Consider the following 16,798-nt stretch of genomic DNA (forward strand, 5'->3'; position numbering starts at 1 on the left):
GGAAAGGGAAAGGCGCCTCGGCCTGGTGCAGCCGAGGCGCGAGGCTGGATCAGCCGACGACCTCGTCGACGGTTGCCGCATCGTTGTCGGTTGCGAAACCGTACCGCGCATCGAAGCCCAGCACGGAACAGCCGACCAGGCTCGCGGCGACGGCCGGCGTCACCGACACCTGGAAAAAGCCGAAGCCGTTATTGATGTCGAGGTCCTCCTGCTTGAGGTTGACCAGGACCTGCTTGTTATCGTCGGCGCCGGCTTTCGTCAGCTGTGTGATCGCCTTGCCGACGATGTCCTTTGCGCCGGCGCCCGCGACCGAGGTCGCCTGCTGGATCTTGGCGTCGACGGTCGCCGCGGCGCCGAGCGCGCCGACCGAGATGACGGCCATATAGTTGTGGAACTTGCCGGCATCGATCCAGCCCGTGGTCACCACGGCGGCAGCCGATTGCGGGTTGATCGAGTCGACGACGCTGACGCGCTGCGACGGTTTAAGGTTGGTGTGCATTTGTACCCTCATGGTTTCGGGAAACAGGAAACGGGCCGTTACTCGCGCCGGCCAGGTCAGGCCGGCGCGCCGTTATCGTCTGACGAGCTCGAGCTCGATCAGCGCGCCTCGAGCGCGACGAAATGGGATTTGGTATTCGGCCCCTTGGCCGGCGCGACCGGCGCCGACAGATAAGGCTGTCCGCCCATCCGGAAGATCCAGCGGAAGGCCGCCAGGTTGTAGTCAAAAAACAGATGGATCGAGGCGGCGAAATCGATGCCGCCGCCGGACTTGGTCGCAAGCGCATAGCCCGACAGGTCGACGCAGGTCAGGTCGCCGAGATCGCCGAGCGTCGCGCTATGCTCGTTGAAGATCAGCGGGCGGCCGAGGAAGACGCCACCGTCCGGCGCGCCGGCGAGCGGCTGATTCAGCGGCAGCCAGGCCGGCACGTTTCCGATCGTCAGCTGGCCGAGCTGCGGCAGCGTGTCGGAATTGGCAAGCCACATCGGCCGGCCGCCCATCCGCAGCAGGCGCGAATACATCTTGAGGACGTTGGGGACCGTGATCGTATCGGCCGCCTGCCCGCCTTCCTTTGCGACGGTCACCAGCGCCGGCGCGTTCATGAAGCCGAGCGGCTTGCCCTTGCCGTCGCCAGTCATGACCGCCTCGAACGCCTTCCAGCGGATCGCGTTGGCGGCCTGGTTGAAGATCCGGTTCTGCAGCCGCGGCGCATCGTCGAGGACCTCCTGCGAGGCCAGCACGAAGGCGTAGAGCTCATGCAGCTGGATGATCTCGCCGGTCATCGCGGCCTTGTCCGCGATCATCTGCGTGCCCTCCGAGCGCCAGCGCGCCTGGACGCCGGAGGCGCCCCAAGGCGTGGTCTCGTCCTTTGCGATCGCGATCGAGTTGCCCTGCGTCGGCTCCGGATTGCAGAAACCGAGCAGGTTCTGGTCGTCGAAAACGAGCGCCCAGATCTGTTCGCGATACTCGGTCGGCACCAGGAAGCCCTCGCCGCTGCCGCCCTGGTTCTGCTGGAAATTGGTCGGCGCCGCGCCGAGACGCGGATCGAGGCCGCCGCCGGTCATCGCGGTCCGGACGGAAACCGCAAATTCCGCGACGCTACGGAAACCGCCGGTCCGCTCCGGGTTGATGTCGTTCACGACGGTCGCCAGCGCCGGACCGCCGAGCGCGGTCGAGGAGCCAAACAGCGCCGTGCGGCGCAGCTTCTTTTCTTCGGCTGCGATCTGCTTGTCGAGCTCGGCGACCTCTGCCTCGAGCGCGTCGACCTTGGTCTCGAGCTCGCCGACCTGCGCGGTCTCGGCGTCGGTCAGGGTTGCCTTGCCCTGCAGCGTATTGAGCTGCTCGAGCGCGGTTTTGCCGTCCTTTGCCTTATTGGCGCGGGCTTGGCGCAGCTGCTTGATGTCCACTCGCATGGATCCGTGACTCCTGGTTGGTTAGGTGGTTTGCCTGGACGGGAGAAATAGCCCGCGTTCCCGCTGTCCAGGCGACGGCGCGGGTCGAGCAACTCAGGAACTAAAAAGGGAAAAAGCGGCCTTGCGGCTGCGGACAATGAATCAAGGGCTGAAAATAGATCAGCCGGACAGACGTCCGGTCTTCTCTAATAAGCCGACGTTCCAAACATCAGAGCGCCATTCCGCTAAGGGCCAGCAGGCAACATCGCGGGAGCCCGATGAGACGATGTTGGAGGCGCTAGAGGACTACGTGAAGCGCCAGAAAAAGCGTCTAGTGAAGCCGACCGAACGCTTTCGGCTGCAAACGCTAGATGAGGAATGAAAGAGGCCGCCAACTCAGGCGGCCTCTTGTTTAAGCGGCCCCAGCAACTTTGGGGGCCTGTGTAGGGGGAAGGCTTGTTGCTGGGACCATCTACCAGCCCGCTTGGCGCGTTGCGGGCCAGGTTCGCGCTACTGCACGTACATCGCTATGCCGAGGATAACGACCGGGCTCAGACCGAACGCTTTCAAGTATGTCATTGAGTCATTGCCCATGACGCAACCCCTGCGTTGAGCTGGAACCCTACGCTCGGGGAACTCGGCCATCTAGTGTAATCTGTGCCATCGGTCAGGAAACCCCGGGCCATTCCTTACGGAGAACCACGTAGGGAACGAGTTTGCCGTCCTATAAAAACACGTTATGCCCAAGACCCTGCATGGGGTCGGTAGTCCTACTGAGAACACCGCCCAACCAATTCAGGCCACTGCGATTTTCCAACTAGGCCACCAGCGTCGGAAACAGGCCAGCGCCGGGCGCCTAATGAGAACGAGTGGAGAACTGCGAACGATTTACGAACTTCCGCGCCCTCGTCCGGATTGGGTCACAAGCCAACCATGGCGGCCCGCCCGATCCGGGTCGGCTCACCTCCCGAAAGCGGACGTTGGAGGGCTCTGAGCGATGGTCAGCTAAGGGCCACAAGTGGAAATTCATCGTAACGCTCCATAAATCGCATGCTAGGCATCGGCTGCCGGGTGAAAGTCAGGTTCGTGGCGGGTTGCTGTCGTGGTCAACACGTCGCGCTAAGGTCAGGCTTTGGCAATCAATCTTCGAGACGGTCAGATGATTATCCAAAAACTTCGGCTGCAAAGGGGATGGTCTCAGGAACAATTGGCCGAAATAAGCGGCTTAAGTGTTCGGACCATTCAACGGCTGGAGCGTGGCCAATCAGCAAGCAACGAAACGCTGAAGGCATTGGGGGCCGTATTCGAGGTTGATTTTTCAACCCTGAAGGAGCCGGACATGAACCCGATGGCAATCTCCAGCGTAAGTCCAGAAGAGGCGCTGGCCTTAGCACGCGCACGCCGCATCAAAGGCTTTTACGTTCATCTAGCGCAATTTTTAGTCGTTACCGCAATCCTCGGCGTGATCAATGCTGCTACCTATCACCATTATTGGTGGTTTCTCTGGGTTGCGTTTGGTTGGGGGACCGGTGTTTTGGCTCACGGCCTAAGAGTGTTCGACAGAGTTCCATTCCTCAACGGTGACTGGGAACGTCGCCAGGTCGAGAAGCAGCTTGGCAGGAAGCTGTGAGGCCTCGTTCAAAGCGGAGGAGGCTGATCGCATGCCTTAGCTTCCGCAACGGGTCATTTGCGGACATTCTCGACCGGTCAGGCGACGTCCGCTTACCCCCAGAAGGGTAATCTTGAATGTATAAGCACGGGCGCCCTAATCGAACACCAGCGCCGATCGCCTGCGCGAGCTTGGCCGCGGCGAGCGCTGCTGCAGCATGCCGCCGATGACCTGGTCGAGCGTCGCGATCCGGTCGGCCATGCCGCGCGCGACAGCCTCGCGCGCGCCGACCATGCGGCCCTGGCCGAACTCCTCGCGGACCTTGGTCTGCGTCACGCGCCGGCCGCTCGCGACAGCCTTGATAAAATCCGCGCCCGCCTCGTTTGCGCGGCCCTGCAGATAGGCTTTGGCGTCATCCGACAGCGGCGCGAACGGATGCGCCTCGTTTTTCAGCGGCGACTGTTCCGACCGGACGATCGTCATCTTGAGGCCGACCTGGTCGAGCCATCCGGAAATGTCCTGATGCATAATCATCGCGCCGATCGAGCCGACGTCGGCAGACGGCGCCATGACGAGCTCAGTGCCCTGCGAGCCGAGCCAATAGGCGGCCGAGCCCATCAGCGTGTTTGCAACGGCGATTACCGGCTTTTTAGTCGCCGCTGCGGCGATCGCATTCGCGGCCTCGACCGTGGCCGCGACCGTGCCGCCGGGACTGTCAACGTCGAGGACGATGCCGGCGACGTCCGGGTCATCGGCCGCGCGCGTGACCTGCGACGCAATGCCGTAGAGGCTCGAGCCGAACCAGCTGCCGCGCGGCGTCAGGCCGCCGGCGACGGAGACCAGCGCGATCTTGCCGGCCGAGCTCGAGGCCTGTGCCGCGGCGGCCGCGGCCTGCGCCTGCCGCTGCTCGGCGCGCGCCAGGCAATCGGCGAGCGCCGAGACCTCGAGCGCGACAAGGGCGTCGATCGACGTGATCTGCGTAAGCACCTGGCGCAGATCCGGCGCAGCGGACTCGATCTTAATCATTGTTGCCGTCCTCTTTTGGAGAGCTCGAGCCGCCGCCAGCGCTGGCATTGTCGTCGACGCCTTGCGCGCCGCCGGCGGAGTCCTTTGTCAGCGGGTTTTTGTAGTCATTGCCGCCGGGATCAGTCCGCGGCGACATGTTCTCAAACCGCAGGATGTCGTTGGCAGACAGCCATTCGCCCTGGCGGCCGATCAGATATGCCCGATAGCGATTCAGCAGATCGCCGCGCAATAGGCCGAAAAAATTGAACTCGAAAAACAGATCGCCGTTTTCGTTGTCGAGCAGCAGATCCCGCTCGACGCCCTGCTCGATCTCGATCGCGAGCGGCGCCACACATCCGACGACAAAATCGAGCGACTGCTGTTCGACGTTGTTATTTGTCGCGCGTTTAAGCCGCGATGCGCGATGCAGCGGATAGCTCCAAAGGCCGAAAACGGCAGTGTCGGCGGCGTCCTCGGTCTCGAGCAGCTGCGCCTCGGAATTCGTCACCTTGATCGGGGTATATTTGACGCCGTGCGTCAAAAGCCGGTCCTTGTGCCGGTTCATTCCGGTCCCGGCTGCGCGCCAGTTGTCGAGAAACTCGTTTCGGTCGGCCTTGTCCTTGAACACGCCGGGATGCTCGAGCGTGCCGCCGGACTGGCCGTTGTTCTTAAACCAGATGTCGCCGTACTCATGAACGGCGATCGCGCGCGCGAAAACATGCTTGGCGCTATGGAAAATCGGCTCGCCGAGCAGGCCATCCTCCCGCAGTGGATTCGAGCGGATATGCCAGAGCTCATCGTCGCGATAGGTCGTCTGTTTGAGCTGCGCGCCCTGGACGATCGTCGTCGGCGGATTGAACGTGTAGTACAGCCGGCCGTCGATCCCGCGCTCGACCATCGCCAGCCGCCGCGGATGCAGCCATTCGAGGCCGCCGACGGCGTAATATTCCGACGCGCGCGGACCGCCAGGCGGCAGGATCGCGCAATAGGAATTCCGATAATAGGAGACGTTCCAGGCGAGCTCGCCGACGAGCTCGGCCGGCGTTTGGCGCGCGTTCGGGTTGGCGGCAAACATCCTGGTGACCGGATGATCCGGCAGCGCCTCTCGCGCGCCGTTCGCGCCGCGCCGATAGACCGACGCCGGCAGCGACTTCATTGCCGACGAAAGGCCGTGCCGGACAGCCTGAACCGCGCCGAGCTGGCTGACGTTGCTGTCAGTGACCTCGACGCCGGCGAGCGACATGCGCCCGCCGTAATCCGCCCAATAACGCGGATCAGACATATCGCGCGGCGCGCTGGGATCAAATGTATTGGCCACGGCGCGAAACGCCGAGCCGAGGCCGCTCAAAATTCCCATCAGATCACCGTCAGGATATCAGCGCCGGTCACGAGCAGCCCGGCTGTTGGATTCCAGCTCATGAGGATCGCGGCCTCGAGCAGCGCGATAAACGGATCGATCTTGGCGCGGCCGGCGACCTGTTTGGTCACCATGTCCGCGTTGCCTCGCCGCTCGGTTTTGGCGTTGCCGACAACCCACGACATGAGACCTTGCCCGGCATGCCAGAACGTCGCATCGGCGAGCTTAAAATCGAGGCCATAGACCGCTGGCGCGAGCGCCGAGCCCTGCAGCAGGCGCCGCAGCATGTCGTCGGTTACGCCGACAGCGGTCAAAGCCTCGATAATCGCCGCCGCCTGGTTCGGGTCGATGCCGACGCCGTTTTTCTGCGGCAGCAGGCCGCTGGCGACGATGCGCGCGACAAGGACGCCGAGATCCGCGATCGCGTCGGCCATATCGACGATCGTCAGCGACCCCTCGTCGACGAAATCCTGCAGTTGGGCGGCGATATCCTTCCGGCGTTCCAGGACGATCGGATCTGCCCATGCATAGGACCAGGACAACCAATGGCGCGTACCGCGCTCGCGGCCGATTACCGCCAGGCCGAGCAGGTCGTCGCGACCGCCGGAGTCAATTCCGATCGTAACGACCTCGCAGCGCGTCAGGATCGCGTCGAGGTCGAGGCCCTGGATAACCTGCGCGTCCCAGAGATCCGCGCCGCCCCAACCCTCGTTATTGATGCCCTGGCCGATCTCGATATTGAGATGCTGCGAGGCCCAGATCCGGATCGCCTCCTCGCCCTTGTCGCGCTCGCCTTCCCAATCGGCGGCGAGCTCGGCAAGCGACGGACCGGAGCGGCCGAGGTTCGGCATGACCATCGACCAGTTTGCCGGGTCCATCCAGCGCGGCTCGACGCCTTTTTTCCGCTCCTCGCGCGTCAGCGTCGCGATATCAGGCGGAAATTCGTACAGCAGCGGCAGCATTGGCCGGATGACCTTGCCGCGATAATTGCCGTCTCGGACGTTGCGCGCAAATTTCAGCTCAGACTTGAAGATTCCGGCCGGAACGTCGTCGCTTTGCGTTGTCGTCATGACGAGCAGGCCTTCGGGCGTCTTGTCGAGGCCGCCGCGGATCTGGCGCAGCACCTTTGCACCCTTTGCGTTAAATCCGAGCAGATGGATCTCGTCGAGCAACACGAAAAACAGGCCCATCGCGCCGGTCAGGATGTTGACGTCGAAGGTTTTGACCTGCGCCTCGGCCTTGGTGACCAGGTCCTCGATCATCATCTCATGATCGTGCGTGCGGAAACGCCGCTTGAGATCCGGCGACTCCTCGATCATGCCGACCGCCTGGTCATATGCGCGCGTCGAGATCGCCTGCGTCGGACCTACGAACAGCGCTTTCCCGCGCGGGCGGCGGTTCATCAACATCGAGACGATCAGCAACGCGGCCGAGTTGGTCGTTTTTGACGATCCTTTCGGGACCAGCGCGAGAATGTCGCGGATATAGCGGACCTGGTTGGCCGCATCCCAGCTGCCGAACGCCGCACGAACCAACTCGCGAAACCATGGGCCAGAGGCCGTCCGCATCTTCGGCTTGCCCGGAACGTCAGGCAGCTGGATTTCGTCATAGAACGCCTGCGCGATGTCCGCCTCGCCGGCGAACAGCTGCAGATCCGGCATCAGCGAGCGGCCGTCGCGAATGCGCTCGGCCCAATCGACGCGGGACAGATCCCACGGGACGATGCTAGGCGCCGCAACGGTCTCGATCGAGCTCGGCATCAGTGCGAGGTCCCTTCCTGCTGGCGGCGCATCATGAGCTCGCCGAGCGGCGTACCGACGTCGGGGTTATGCGCTGCGGCGAGCGCGGCAGCTTTCTTGCCGACCTTTTCGGCCGGCGCTGGCTTGTCGGCAGCCTTCGCAGGCTTCTGCGTCTGGCCGTACAGCATGAGATCGTTGCGCTCGAGATACTTCTGGAATTCCCGGATCGCCGAGACGTTTCCGTCGTTGACGCCGTCCATCAGCTTGACCCCGACCTGTGCGACCAGGCGATCGCGCGCGACCTCGCGAAACTTGAGCTCTGAAAAATAATGCTTGCGCAGCGTCGGCTGCGTGATGAACAGCGCCGACGCGATGCGCGCGTTACTCCAACCGAGCGCGACTAACAGGCTGACGCGATTCCGGTTTTGCTGGTTGGCGACATGCTCCGGCCGACCACGCCCGCCCCAATTGGCAGGCACAGGATCACCGAACAGGTCAAAAACTTCGGCCATGATGAAAAAAACCGTCAATGCGAGATGGGCCGGTCCGTGGAGAGGGCCTCGCGAAGGAAATGCCCACCCCCTATCCCTCAATCAGTCCCAAACGCCGCGCGTGTGCAGGCTCGCCTGCTCCTCGCGCTGCTTGTTTCGATCGTGGCAAGCCTTGCAGAGCGTCTGCAGGTTGGCCTCGTCCCAGAACAGGCGCTCATCGCCACGATGCGGGATGACATGGTCGCAGACCAGGCGAGACGTGTTCGGCTCGGCCCTGCCGCAACCCTTGCGCTGGCACGTGTATCGATCGCGCAGGAAGATGCGCAGGCGCAGCGCCTGCCAGCGCGCGAGCTTGTACCAAGCTTTCCACGACAGTTGAGGCATAGGCAGGCTCCACAACCTGTGATACAATCACAATCCAACCACAGCTAATGGGAGAGGACGGAATGGCTGATGATCTCAAGAACCGAGGGCCGGCAGACCGCAAACGCATCAACGTTCATGAGGACTGGGAAGTCAGATACTGGTGCGGCAGATTCAGCTGCACGAAGGCCGAACTCCTCGACGCCGTCAAACACGCCGGCGTGATGGTCGACATGGTGGAGAACTACCTTAAGCAGAAGAAGAAACGCTAAAACGAAAAAGGGCCGCTCGAACGAACGAGCGGCCCAAGTCTAGGGAGGAAACGCCCAAGGAGGGCAGCGACAGCGCCGAGGCGCTACCGCACAACCTATGCAAATGGAAACGCCGACCGCATCAGCTGCGATCGGCGTTGGATCGGGTGTGGATGTCGAGGCGCGCTGCGCGCGTACGCCTGGAATCAGGCTCTGCACTTTTAGCCGAGCTGCCGCGCATGCACCGCACCGCGAATTAGTCGATCAGCTCGATCTGCGCCTCGGTCAAACCGCTTACCTTGACGCCGTGCTTTCCGTCGGTGACTAAGACGCTGAGTCGGCCTTTTGAGTCAATTCGCTCGATCAGCGCGCGAAAGCCAGAGAACAGCCCATCGGCGACGCGGATCTCTCGACCTACTCGCATTTCAGTCTCGTCTTTGACCTCGGCAACGCTGATGAAGCCATAGCGCAGGAACAGCTGCGCAAGCGCCCATCGTCGACGTGACGGCAGCATGTTCTCGATCTTGACGATATCGCGCAGCAGCTGCATTTCGGTCGTGTTGAGCCATGATCGCAGCTCGCCGAACTCGAGCAAGTTGTCGACGTCGGGAATGCTGCGGATCTCGGTGAGACGACCGAGCTCGAAATCAGGCAGAAAGATCAGACCAGGCAGAAACGGCTTTTCAATCCGGCGGCCGAGATGCGGACGCCGCGCCGGCTGACCGCTACCACGCTGGACGAAATGCGCAACGGTCGGCGACCAACCGCTAATGCAGCGCTCACCGAAAGCCTTGATGACCTTGGCGTCGCGGCCAGGCATGACCTGCAGCACGCGCCAGCTTTGCGGCATCGCCGGCACCGCCAATCGGTCGGAGGCCGCGACATAACCGACGATCTGCCCCTTGCGGTATTGCATGTTCATTCGCTCTCCCCTGCCTCGTCGCTCGACTGTGATGCGATCGTTCCATCCTTGCGCGGCGGCCAAGGCCACGGCGCCATGAACCCGCGTCGCGCCTCGGCACCCGTGCCGCGCGTCGTCGTCAGATCCGGTCGGCGCTGATGGATATGCTCGCTGAGAAATTTGGACCACGCCGCGAGTTGCGCAGGCGCATCGATCCAATGCCATTCGCGCTCTGACGGCAGCTCGGCGAACGCAAGCATCCGCGCCGTCACGGGCAGCGAGTAATTGACCAGGCCGCGATGCTCAAACGGCGACATGCGCGCAAAGCGATAGAGCGCCTTGATCGCCCTGCCCTCGACGCTGTCACTGATGTAGCCACTCCGAGACTGAGAGGCCTGCGAGCTCTCCTCGAGGACAGCGGTCGGGAATTCGCGAAAGCCGCGATTGCGTACCCAGATATGGAAGTTTGGAACGTGATCGCGTTTGAGGTGCCGCAGCATCTTGAGGAAATGCGGGATCGCCGCGCGGCACAGCCGCCGCTCCTCGGCTGACAGCTTGCCAAACTCGGCGAGAGCGAGATCCCGCCGCATCGCCTGGTGACCGGGCCACGCTTCCCACGCCTCGCCGAAATGTTCCGGTTCGCCTTCCTCCTCACCTTGCGCCGGCGCGCTCGCGCCCCCCAAGGGGGCTTTGGGGGAATCTTCCGGTTCAGGTTCAGAGATTAGCTGGTCGCACAGCTGCGAGGGCTGGCCTAGTGCTGGCCGAGGGCTGGCGTCGTCGACGTCGGAATTTAGCCCTTGCTGCCAGCTAGGGCTAATCACCTTTGAATTTACAGGCGTTTCGTCGACGGCGCGACCGGCAGCGCGCGCCTCGATCGCGTCGGTATCCGCGTCGACCAGCAGACGGACCAGATCCGTTGTGCGTTTGCCGCGGCCCTCACCATTGCGACGGCCGTTCTCGTCGACCCATTGCCCCGTCCGGCCGATTGCGCCGATGTCCTCGAGCCACGCGAGCCGCCGCCGGACCGTGTCCTGCGATAGATCGCAGTCCATTGCCAACTGCGGAATGCCGACCCAGCACATTCCCTCGCCGTCGACATACTCGCCGAGCGCGCGCAGTACGCTTTTTGCGTAAGGGTTGCCCAGCTCCAGATTACGCGCCCATCCGGTCGCCACGTCAGAGCCGATGCGCAATCGCGCCCGCTTTTTCGCGGTCATCTTAACTTCCTAATCAGAGAGAATTCGGGAAACGCTGGACGCAACAAACACTGGAAATTCATGCCCGCGGCTGCAGCAGGCGGTCGACGATGTCGCCCGCCGACATGCGCAAGAACGCGTCCCGCTCGATTGCGACGTCGAGCCGCTCGAGCCATTCGCGGCGGAAACCGCGACGTTTGAGCCGCGGCGGATCGACGACGCCGGCAGCGATCGCGGCTCGATTCGGGATCTCGTATTCCTCGAGCTCGCCGAGCTCGGCGCCCTTGACGATCAGCTGGCAGATGACCTCGGCAAGGGCCATCGCCTCCGGCCCTTCGGCGGCCAGGCAGCGCACGATCGCGTTAGCCCGCTGCATTGCTGCGCCGCGCATCGCAGGCCGGCGTCGCTGTGCAATGGATGCGCTCCTCGTCGCGCCAGAATTCATCCCAATAGCCAGCAGGACCGCCCTCGCGGCGACCGACCTTGACCATGTCGCAGCGGCTGCATTGCTGTTCGGTCTTGAGCGGAAATCGAACCTTCTCGCCCCACTTGTGCCGCGTCGAGCTCTTGCGCGCGGCTCTCATTGCAGCTCGCGCCCTTCCGTCGCGGCCTCACGCCAGATGCGGCGGACCTCCTCGGCCTCGGAAGGCGACAAGGCTCGATCCATGCAAAGGCACTGCCCTGCCCGATCGAACCAGATCCGCCCGCCCCGCCCGCGCTGCATCCAGCCGAGCGAATAGCCGAACATGAACAGGCCGAACGCGCCGACCGCGAGCGCTGCGATCTCGATCTGCGTCATTGCCGCTGCTCCTGGGTCGCAAGCGGTCGCCTCAAACGCGCCGGCACTCCGGTCGGATTCCGGTTGCGATCGAAGCGCTCGCCCTCGGCGATCGCCAATGCGACACCGCGGACCAGGTCGCGCCGATAGCCGGCCGGCTTCCACCATTCGCGCGTCCAAGGCCATTCGTGCGGGACAGCAGGCGATTCCGTGCCGGCGTGCAGAATGAACGCGGCGCCAGCCCGGCCCAGCGTCCCGCGATCGTATCCGTCGTCATGCTCGGTCGACCAACCCTCGCGCTCGACCTGGCGAAAACGCTCCGAGATCACAGCCTGCATAAACGGCGACAGCGGCCGGCGGATATGCAGCGCCTCGAATAGCCGGCGCAGCAGATACGATCTGCAGATCGAGATCGCGGTCATGATTAGGGCGAACGTGACGTTCTGCGAGATCGAGACCGTGACGCCGAGCAGCGGCAGGAAATAGACCTGCGCGGCAAGGCTGATGACGAAACCAACTAGGACGTTGATCGCGCTCTCCGCGAGTGATGCCAGTTTCGTTTGCTTCATTGCCGCATTGCCCCTTTGATGCTCGCCTCGTTTTGCTGCAACCAGCGCAGCGTATTCGCAGCGGCTTCGAGGCCGTCGCGTTGATAGATCGCCGCAGCCGAACTCAACTTGCCGCGCGCGCCGCTGCGGCGATCCTTGAGCTCGGTCTCGACGGCAGTGACCTGCCTGGTCATCGAAATTGCGCAGGCCGGCAACCGCGCCGCTGCGGCGATGCGCGCCTCGTTTTGCAGGAACCAGCGCAGTGTTTTCGCGCCAGCCTCGAGGCCGTCGCATTGGCGCTGCGACGCCGAGCGATCGAGCCTCGAGCGTGCGCCTGCGCTCCGATCCTTGATCTCGTTCTCGACCGCGGCGATCTGCCGGAACAAGGCGACTTTGTCCGTCACGCGAACGCCCCGCTTAGGCAGAGGATCGCGATCACCCCGAGGACCAGCAAAATCAGATAGGCCCAGATCAGGCAGCCGCCGCCGTGAGGTCCAACGTCCATCGGTTCACCCTCTGACCTGCGAAGCACGGCCGACCTCGACCGGCGCCGGCGACGCAACCAGCTGCGCCAGGAATTCGCGGCCGGCGTCGCTGACCTTGACGCTGGACCTCGAGCAATGCGCGAAACCGGCACCGACCAGATGCCGAACCATGTCGCCGTCGATCTTCTCGCCGGCGTCGATCGCGAGCAGCGCGGCCTGCATGTCGAGCTCATCCTCGGTCAGCGGCAGCCGCGTTTGCAGGCGATTGTCGACGACCTCGGCCGGCGCGCGATCGATGCGCGCGAGATCCATCTCGCTTTGTCTGACGAGGAGCTCCGGCGCCGGCTTGGGCGCGCGGCGCAGAAACGCCGGGATGTCGAGGCCGTCGTCGTCGGGAATTTCGCGCCCAGGTCGGTTCGCCGGCGGCTCGGCTGCATCGGCGCGGCCAGTGACGGCGACGCTCGAAACGACTTTCCCAATCGGAGACGCGGCAACTGCGTCCGACAGGGCTGGACGATCGCCGGCGTGAGCTCCGGCGTCCGCTAACTGTGAGGCCGCAGCGCTATGGCTACCCGTTGCGGCCTCGTCCGATGACCGACCATCGGCAGTCCGATCGCGCGGCGGTTCTATACCCGCTGGCGCCCCGTCAGGCGTCGAGCTCGCGCCTGCGATCGCTTGGGAATCAATTCGCTCGATTGCGGCGATGTCAGCCGCGACGACCTCCTCGCGCGTCATCCAGCGCGAGCCGCCCGGCTCGCCCGCCGGCGGCGCGCTCGCCTGGTTGCCCCATGCGTGCCAGCCAGGCGGCAGCGGATGCTCGGCGTCGACGCGCGCGAACAGCTCGAGCGCAGGAACGCCGCCGCCCATCGCCGCGATCATGCGGCGGTAATGCTCCGGCTTGCGCGAATGACCGAGCGGCCTCGAGCGCTCGCGATGATTGGAGCCGAACTTTTCGCCGTTCGCCGGCTTCGGCAGGCCCTTGCCCCGCTTGAACAGCAGCAGCAGCTCGTCCTGGTCGCGGACCAGGACAGCGCCGCCGGCCTCGTCCGGATGCTCGTCGTCGTTTTTCGTCCAGACGAACGCCGTCGAGTAGGACTCAAAGCCCCACGACAACGCGACCGCCGAGGCGAGCGGCATCTGGCAGCGGACCTTGATGACCTCGCCGGTCCGCAGATCCGTCGCCTCGATCTCGGCCTCATGCCACGCCAGCAGATGCGCGCGCGGAATCCATAGAAACAGCCAGGCGTCCGGCAGGGCCATGTCCTTGACCGGCAGATCGCAGATCTCCGACCACGCCATGGTCGGATAGTGGTTTTCATAGGAGCGGCTGGTCACGCCCTGGTTTCGATGCCACGGCGGATCTGCATAGATGATCGGATACTTGCGACCGGTTGGCTGCAGCGCCGAGGCGTCTGACAGCGCCTGCGCCAAACCGCGGCGATGCTCCCTGCCCTTTTCCTCGGCGGCAACCTTGGTCAGATCCATCGCGACGCGACCGGCGCCGGCGCGCATCTCCTGCTCATGCCGGCCGAGCGCTGCCTCGAATTCCGACGCATCCATCGCGGCCAGGCGCTGCGCCTTGGACGAGAGTTTGCGATCGATGCCAGCCTCGGCCAACGTCGGCCGCTCGTCGGATTTAGGCTGTTCCGGCTCAGAATTGCCTAACCGCGGCCGACCAGCACCAGCACGGCCACGGTTGAGACCGACAGTTTCCTTTTGCAGCTTGACTAGCTCGCCGAGGCGCCGCTCGGCGCGAAACCGGATCTTTGCGGCCTGGACCTCGAGATCGATGTTCTTCGCTACCCTGCTCGCGAGCCGCATCGCCTCGGCCTGGTCGCGGATCGTCATGACCTCGTCGGCCGCAACAGCTTCGGCCAGCGCGCGGCAAGCCGCCTCGTATCGGACGAGCTCAGTCAAAACGGGATCTCCTCGAGCTGCCACATCTGCGGCAGGCCGCCGACGAGCTCGCGGACAATGTCCCCGAGCGTCGGCGCCGAGCCCCGACTGCGGCGGTTGGCAGCGTTTTCTTGCTTGGTCGCCCAGCGCAGATTTGCGCGGCGGTTGTCGAGCGTCTGACCGTTGATATGGTCGACAAAATGCGCGCGCGTGTACGCCTCGTCCCGCGGATCTGCGAGGATCATGATCTCGCGATGCATCCGGATCGTCGCACGCGAGACGTCAACGTTGCGCTTGGCGTAGCGCATCCAATCGCCGCGGCCGGCGTGCCAGACGTTCCAGATATTCTCCGACAGCCAGCCGTAATCGGCAGCGTCGACCAGCGTCCAGATCGGTTCCCGCGTCGACAGCCAGATCCGCCGCCATGGCGTACCCGTCAAGTCGGCCAGGTTGGCCGATGCCTCCAGCTCCTCGCGCGTCTTGGCGAAACAGCCGTGCATCAGAGCATTCCCAGCGCCTGCATGTAGGTCTCGAGGATCGCCTCCTCGGCCTCGCGGTCGATCGGATCTTGCTGGCGAATGCGAATGATCACGCGCAGCGCCTTGACGTCAAAACCGTTGCCCTTGGCCTCGGCGAAAACGTCGCGGATATCGTCCGCGATGTTCTTTTTTTCCTCGGTCAGCCGCTCGACGCGCTCGATGATCGATTTCAGTTGGTCCTTGGCGATCGTCGTCGCGCGGGTCTCTGCAGCGGGCCTGGTCATCGGCACACCCAACGAAAGCCGGCGCCGGCGTCGCGACGTGGAGCTCGCTGCGGCCACGCGATGACGCTCAACACGGCCGCCACAGCGAGGCTGAGGAAAATCCCCATCACCGTGTAGAGCTGGGGGTCAGAAAGCCGCTCCGTGATCATGGAATTATCCCCCTCTCAAGCGCGGCAAGCCGACGCTGCGCCGCCTCAATGTCCCCGCGAGCCTTGGCGATTTCGTAGGTCCGCCGCATAGCGACCGCCCATGGCTGGTCGCTGCCCCTGGTCATGGTCAGGAGCACGAGATCGCCAATGTCGCTGTTGATCAGCCGGTCCAGCGCCTCAAAATCCGGCGCCGCCTTGCCGGTTTTCCACCGGTAACAATCACGCTCGGACCGCCCCGTTCGAACGTGCATTTCCCAAACAAAATCAGCCTTGAAGCGCTTCTGCAGCACCTCGAGCAGCCGCGACCAGGACTGACGATTTCGTCGTGATCTACTGACGACTTTGTCACTGACGGGATTTGACTGTTCCCGCGCGGGTTTTACGCTACGGGTCATGTGTTCAGTTGCTCTGTTTTTTTCTCGTCCGATCGCGGTCCAACCCCGACCCAATCGTTCGGCGTCACATCACCGCGCGTCAGCGCGAAAATCGTCGCCATTGCCGCATGGTCAGGCTCGCGCTCGCCCGCGCGGTAACGACGAACCGTCTCACCTGACCAACCAGCCTTCCGGCCGAAATTAGGGTTCGTTTCACGTTGCCAGATCATCCAATCGTCGAAGCGCATGAACTGTATCCACACCATATTGGTGTTGATTCGCAAGAGGATTACCCCGTTTTGGTGTTTGAAGCCCACACCAAATTGGTGCCCCCATGCGTGCCATGAAAGGCAAATTTCCAAACGGTCTCGCGGAAGCATGGAGCGACGGGCTATCAGCCAAGGCGCCCTCGCAAAGGCAATCGGCACCACTCAGCAGCAGATCAGCAAGCTGGTGCATGGGGAGCGCGAGATGACGGCGCTCTGGGCAGAACGACTTGCGCCACTTTTGCGAACCTCGCCCGAAAAGCTCGTTTTCCCAGGTCTCAAGACCTTCCGCGCACCTCTGCTTTCGTGGGTTAGCGCGGGCCGACTGGCTCATCAGGAGGGGGTAAAACGTTCGGACGTCCGAAAATATGTTTACTTGGCGGACTTGCCGAAAGGCGATTGGATCGTTCTCGAGGTCCAAGGGGACTCCATGGATAGGATCGCACCCGATGGCGCTTACATCTGCGTCAACCTCTCCGATCACCGCGTCCTTAACGACAAGTTCTACGTTTTCGGCACGCCGGAGGGCGAAGCCACCTTCAAGCGCTACCGCGCCGGTAACCCGCCACGGTTGCAGCCGTACTCTACCAACCCCGACCACGAAACGATCCACATGACCGGCGAGACCATCGTTGTTGGGCGCGTTGGCAGAGTCATCCATGAACTGAGTTGAGCGGTAAATACACACCAACCCAGTGCAAAACATAGACTCACACCGATTTGGTGTTGACTTAACC

General features: G+C 63.4%; 23 protein-coding genes. 4 read left to right on the forward strand and 19 right to left on the reverse strand.

Annotation, left to right across the window (positions count from 1 at the left end):
• Nucleotides 1-49 precede the first annotated feature (49 nt).
• Both ALC15_RS23670 and ALC15_RS23675 read right to left on the reverse strand, forming a co-directional pair.
• On the reverse strand, nt 50-499 hold the full coding sequence (locus tag ALC15_RS23670) for a hypothetical protein (protein WP_050629345.1): 450 nt from the start codon (nt 497-499) through the stop codon (nt 50-52).
• A 98-nt stretch (nt 500-597) separates the two neighbouring features.
• On the reverse strand, nt 598-1,911 hold the full coding sequence (locus tag ALC15_RS23675; protein WP_050629346.1) for a phage major capsid protein: 1,314 nt from the start codon (nt 1,909-1,911) through the stop codon (nt 598-600).
• A gap of 136 nt (nt 1,912-2,047) precedes the next feature.
• Here ALC15_RS23675 and ALC15_RS45520 point away from each other — a divergent pair, with 136 nt between their 5' ends.
• Complete coding sequence (locus tag ALC15_RS45520) at nt 2,048-2,272, forward strand: hypothetical protein (RefSeq protein ID WP_128089571.1); 225 nt, start codon at nt 2,048-2,050, stop codon at nt 2,270-2,272.
• A 750-nt stretch (nt 2,273-3,022) separates the two neighbouring features.
• On the forward strand, nt 3,023-3,520 hold the full coding sequence (locus tag ALC15_RS23680; protein WP_244486228.1) for a 2TM domain-containing protein: 498 nt from the start codon (nt 3,023-3,025) through the stop codon (nt 3,518-3,520).
• Between the two features lie 135 nt (nt 3,521-3,655).
• On the opposite strand, the gene ALC15_RS23685 is transcribed toward ALC15_RS23680, so the two are convergent.
• The 5 genes from ALC15_RS23685 to ALC15_RS23705 form a co-directional block, all read right to left on the reverse strand.
• Entirely contained in the window at nt 3,656-4,525 is an 870-nt protein-coding gene (locus tag ALC15_RS23685) for a S49 family peptidase (RefSeq protein ID WP_050629348.1), read from the reverse strand.
• Entirely contained in the window at nt 4,518-5,861 is a 1,344-nt protein-coding gene (locus tag ALC15_RS23690) for a phage portal protein (RefSeq protein ID WP_094194059.1), read from the reverse strand. Before ALC15_RS23690 ends, ALC15_RS23685 begins: the two co-directional genes overlap by 8 nt.
• Nucleotides 5,861-7,621: a terminase TerL endonuclease subunit gene (locus ALC15_RS23695; RefSeq protein WP_050629349.1), complete on the reverse strand. Its 1,761-nt coding sequence runs from the start codon at nt 7,619-7,621 to the stop codon at nt 5,861-5,863. The genes ALC15_RS23690 and ALC15_RS23695 overlap by 1 nt, the downstream gene beginning before the upstream one ends.
• Entirely contained in the window at nt 7,621-8,112 is a 492-nt protein-coding gene (locus ALC15_RS23700) for a hypothetical protein (protein WP_050629350.1), read from the reverse strand. Before ALC15_RS23700 ends, ALC15_RS23695 begins: the two co-directional genes overlap by 1 nt.
• 81 nt (nt 8,113-8,193) lie before the next feature.
• Nucleotides 8,194-8,475, reverse strand: a complete 282-nt coding sequence (locus tag ALC15_RS23705; protein ID WP_050629351.1) for an HNH endonuclease — start codon at nt 8,473-8,475, stop codon at nt 8,194-8,196.
• A gap of 62 nt (nt 8,476-8,537) precedes the next feature.
• On the opposite strand from ALC15_RS23705, the gene ALC15_RS23710 reads away from it, so the two are divergent.
• On the forward strand, nt 8,538-8,726 hold the full coding sequence (locus ALC15_RS23710; protein WP_050629430.1) for a DUF3606 domain-containing protein: 189 nt from the start codon (nt 8,538-8,540) through the stop codon (nt 8,724-8,726).
• Between the two features lie 235 nt (nt 8,727-8,961).
• On the opposite strand, the gene nusG is transcribed toward ALC15_RS23710, so the two are convergent.
• The 12 genes from nusG to ALC15_RS43470 form a co-directional block, all read right to left on the reverse strand.
• Entirely contained in the window at nt 8,962-9,690 is a 729-nt protein-coding gene (gene nusG, locus ALC15_RS23715) for a transcription termination/antitermination protein NusG (protein ID WP_128089572.1), read from the reverse strand.
• Nucleotides 9,624-10,823, reverse strand: coding sequence for a helix-turn-helix domain-containing protein (locus ALC15_RS23720; RefSeq protein ID WP_050629353.1), 1,200 nt, complete (start codon nt 10,821-10,823; stop codon nt 9,624-9,626). The genes nusG and ALC15_RS23720 overlap by 67 nt, the downstream gene beginning before the upstream one ends.
• A 58-nt stretch (nt 10,824-10,881) precedes the next feature.
• The gene (locus ALC15_RS23725) at nt 10,882-11,178 is read right to left on the reverse strand and encodes a hypothetical protein (protein ID WP_050629354.1); all 297 of its coding nucleotides are present in this window, start codon (nt 11,176-11,178) and stop codon (nt 10,882-10,884) included.
• Entirely contained in the window at nt 11,165-11,386 is a 222-nt protein-coding gene (locus ALC15_RS23730) for a hypothetical protein (protein ID WP_050629355.1), read from the reverse strand. Before ALC15_RS23730 ends, ALC15_RS23725 begins: the two co-directional genes overlap by 14 nt.
• Nucleotides 11,383-11,601: a hypothetical protein gene (locus ALC15_RS23735; RefSeq protein WP_050629356.1), complete on the reverse strand. Its 219-nt coding sequence runs from the start codon at nt 11,599-11,601 to the stop codon at nt 11,383-11,385. Before ALC15_RS23735 ends, ALC15_RS23730 begins: the two co-directional genes overlap by 4 nt.
• Nucleotides 11,598-12,149 (reverse strand): DUF7220 family protein, encoded by a 552-nt coding sequence (locus ALC15_RS23740; RefSeq protein WP_050629357.1) that lies wholly within the window; start codon nt 12,147-12,149, stop codon nt 11,598-11,600. Before ALC15_RS23740 ends, ALC15_RS23735 begins: the two co-directional genes overlap by 4 nt.
• The gene (locus tag ALC15_RS23745) at nt 12,146-12,532 is read right to left on the reverse strand and encodes a hypothetical protein (RefSeq protein WP_050629358.1); all 387 of its coding nucleotides are present in this window, start codon (nt 12,530-12,532) and stop codon (nt 12,146-12,148) included. The genes ALC15_RS23740 and ALC15_RS23745 overlap by 4 nt, the downstream gene beginning before the upstream one ends.
• A gap of 105 nt (nt 12,533-12,637) precedes the next feature.
• Nucleotides 12,638-14,530: a hypothetical protein gene (locus tag ALC15_RS23750; protein WP_050629359.1), complete on the reverse strand. Its 1,893-nt coding sequence runs from the start codon at nt 14,528-14,530 to the stop codon at nt 12,638-12,640.
• On the reverse strand, nt 14,527-15,009 hold the full coding sequence (locus tag ALC15_RS23755; protein WP_050629360.1) for an HNH endonuclease: 483 nt from the start codon (nt 15,007-15,009) through the stop codon (nt 14,527-14,529). Before ALC15_RS23755 ends, ALC15_RS23750 begins: the two co-directional genes overlap by 4 nt.
• Complete coding sequence (locus ALC15_RS23760; protein WP_050629361.1) at nt 15,009-15,272, reverse strand: DUF2312 domain-containing protein; 264 nt, start codon at nt 15,270-15,272, stop codon at nt 15,009-15,011. Before ALC15_RS23760 ends, ALC15_RS23755 begins: the two co-directional genes overlap by 1 nt.
• 145 nt (nt 15,273-15,417) lie before the next feature.
• The gene (locus tag ALC15_RS23765; protein ID WP_128089573.1) at nt 15,418-15,816 is read right to left on the reverse strand and encodes a hypothetical protein; all 399 of its coding nucleotides are present in this window, start codon (nt 15,814-15,816) and stop codon (nt 15,418-15,420) included.
• Entirely contained in the window at nt 15,813-16,043 is a 231-nt protein-coding gene (locus tag ALC15_RS43470; protein ID WP_128089574.1) for an XRE family transcriptional regulator, read from the reverse strand. Before ALC15_RS43470 ends, ALC15_RS23765 begins: the two co-directional genes overlap by 4 nt.
• 130 nt (nt 16,044-16,173) lie before the next feature.
• On the opposite strand from ALC15_RS43470, the gene ALC15_RS23775 reads away from it, so the two are divergent.
• Nucleotides 16,174-16,734, forward strand: coding sequence for a S24 family peptidase (locus ALC15_RS23775; RefSeq protein WP_050629364.1), 561 nt, complete (start codon nt 16,174-16,176; stop codon nt 16,732-16,734).
• The last annotated feature ends 64 nt before the right edge of the window (nt 16,735-16,798 follow it).

This window comes from Bradyrhizobium viridifuturi (assembly GCF_001238275.1).
Classification (GTDB): Bacteria; Pseudomonadota; Alphaproteobacteria; order Rhizobiales; family Xanthobacteraceae; genus Bradyrhizobium; species Bradyrhizobium viridifuturi.